This window comes from Phocicoccus schoeneichii, from assembly GCF_014635565.1.
Taxonomy (GTDB): Bacteria; Bacillota; Bacilli; order Staphylococcales; family Salinicoccaceae; genus Phocicoccus; species Phocicoccus schoeneichii.
On sequence record NZ_BMDB01000006.1, the window covers coordinates 2,501 to 4,957 of the forward strand.

Here is a 2,457-nt window from a genome sequence, read left to right on the forward strand (position 1 = left end):
ATAATGAACCGGCGAGTTACGCATACATGCGAGGTTAAGCAGCGAATGTGGAGCCGTAGCGAAAGCGAGTCTGAATAGGGCGACTAGAGTATGTGTGTGTAGACCCGAAACCAGGTGATCTACCCATGACCAGGTTGAAGTCCAGGTAACACTGGATGGAGGACCGAACCGACTTACGTTAAAAAGTGACCGGATGAGTTGTGGGTAGGGGTGAAATTCCAATCGAACCTGGAGATAGCTGGTTCTCTCCGAAATATATTTAGGTATAGCCTCATATTATCATCGTGGAGGTAGAGCACTGTTTGGATGAGGGGCCCATCCCGGGTTACCGAGTTCAGACAAACTCCGAATGCCATAGATGAGATGTATGGGAGTCAGACAGTGGGTGATAAGGTCCATTGTCGAAAGGGAAACAGCCCAGACCACCAGCTAAGGTCCCCAAATATATGTTAAGTGGAAAAGGATGTGGCGTTGCACAGACAACTAGGATGTTGGCTTAGAAGCAGCCATCATTTAAAGAGTGCGTAATAGCTCACTAGTCAAGTGACGCTGCGCCGAAAATGTACCGGGGCTAAACATATTACCGAAGCTGTGGATTCGAAAGAATGGTAGGAGAGCGTTCTAAATGCAGAGAAGTATGACCGTGAGGACATGTGGAGCGTTTAGAAGTGAGAATGCCGGTGTGAGTAGCGCAAGACGGGTGAGAATCCCGTCCACCGAATGACTAAGGTTTCCAGAGGAAGGCTCGTCCGCTCTGGGTAAGTCGGGACCTAAGCCGAGGCAATAAGCGTAGGCGATGGACAACAGGTAGAAATTCCTGTACCGGTGATGCATGTTTGAGTGAAGTGGTGACGCAGGAGGAGAAGGGATCGTGCTGATGGTTATGCACGTCTAAATCGTAAGTATTCATGTTAGGCAAATCCGGCATGTATAAGTACAAGCGATGATGGGGAGTCGAATGAGACGAAGTCCCAAGATTCACACTGCCAAGAAAAGCTGCTAGCGAATGTATGACTGCCCGTACCGCAAACCGACACAGGTAGTTGGGATGAGAATTCTAAGGTGAGCGAGCGAACTCTCGTTAAGGAACTCGGCAAAATGACCCCGTAACTTCGGGAGAAGGGGTGCTGGTGTAACAGCCAGCCGCAGTGAATAGGCCCAAGCGACTGTTTATCAAAAACATAGGTCTCTGCCAAACCGAAAGGTGACGTATAGGGGCTGACGCCTGCCCGGTGCTGGAAGGTTAAGAGGAGTGCTTAGCGTAAGCGAAGGTACGAATTGAAGCCCCAGTAAACGGCGGCCGTAACTATAACGGTCCTAAGGTAGCGAAATTCCTTGTCAGGTAAGTTCTGACCCGCACGAAAGGCGTAACGATTTGGGCACTGTCTCAACGAGAGGCTCGGTGAAATCATAGTACCAGTGAAGATGCTGGTTACCCGCGACAGGACGGAAAGACCCCGTGGAGCTTTACTGTAGTTTGATATTGAATCTTGAGTACACCTGTACAGGATAGGTGGGAGTCAATGAAGCATGAACGTCAGTTTATGTGGAGACATTGGTGGGATACCACCCTGGTGTACTTGGGGTTCTAACCCGATACCGTAAACCGGTATGGAGACAGTGTCAGATGGACAGTTTGACTGGGGCGGTCGCCTCCTAAAGAGTAACGGAGGCGCTCAAAGGTTCCCTCAGAATGGTTGGAAATCATTCAAAGAGTGTAAAGGCAAAAGGGAGCTTGACTGCGAGACCTACAAGTCGAGCAGGGTCGAAAGACGGACTTAGTGATCCGGTGGTTCCGCATGGAAGGGCCATCGCTCAACGGATAAAAGCTACCCCGGGGATAACAGGCTTATCTCCCCCAAGAGTTCACATCGACGGGGAGGTTTGGCACCTCGATGTCGGCTCATCGCATCCTGGGGCTGTAGTCGGTCCCAAGGGTTGGGCTGTTCGCCCATTAAAGCGGTACGCGAGCTGGGTTCAGAACGTCGTGAGACAGTTCGGTCCCTATCCGTCGTGGGCGTAGGAAATTTGAGAGGCGCTGTCCTTAGTACGAGAGGACCGGGATGGACATACCACTGGTGTACCAGTTGTCGTGCCAACGGCATAGCTGGGTAGCTACGTATGGACGGGATAAATGCTGAAAGCATCTAAGCATGAAGCCCCCCTCAAGATGAGATTTCCCCATTAGATGCCAGAGAGATGATCTGGTTGATAGGTTCGGCGTGTAAGTGTGGTGACACACGTAGCGGACGAATACTAATCCATCGATGACTTATTCACAAATGAAGCGTGTAACGGTTCTATGACTTTTCTATCCAGTTTTGAATGTGTAAACATTCCATGTCTAGTGGCGATGGCGGAGAGGCCACACCTGTTCCCATGCCGAACACAGAAGTTAAGCTCTCCAGCGCCGATGGTAGTTGGGGTTTCCCTGCGAGAGTAGGACGCTGCTAGGCA

The 2,457-nt window shown here is 50.7% G+C and carries 2 rRNA genes (1 of these 2 running past the window's edge); both read left to right on the forward strand.

Going from position 1 to position 2,457, the window contains the following annotated elements:
• Positions 1–2,280 (forward strand): 23S ribosomal RNA (locus IEU51_RS09175); it begins 597 nt to the left of the window's first position.
• Positions 2,281–2,343: 63 nt separating this feature from the next.
• A 5S ribosomal RNA gene (rrf, locus tag IEU51_RS09180) occupies positions 2,344–2,456 on the forward strand.
• The last annotated feature ends 1 nt before the right edge of the window (position 2,457 follow it).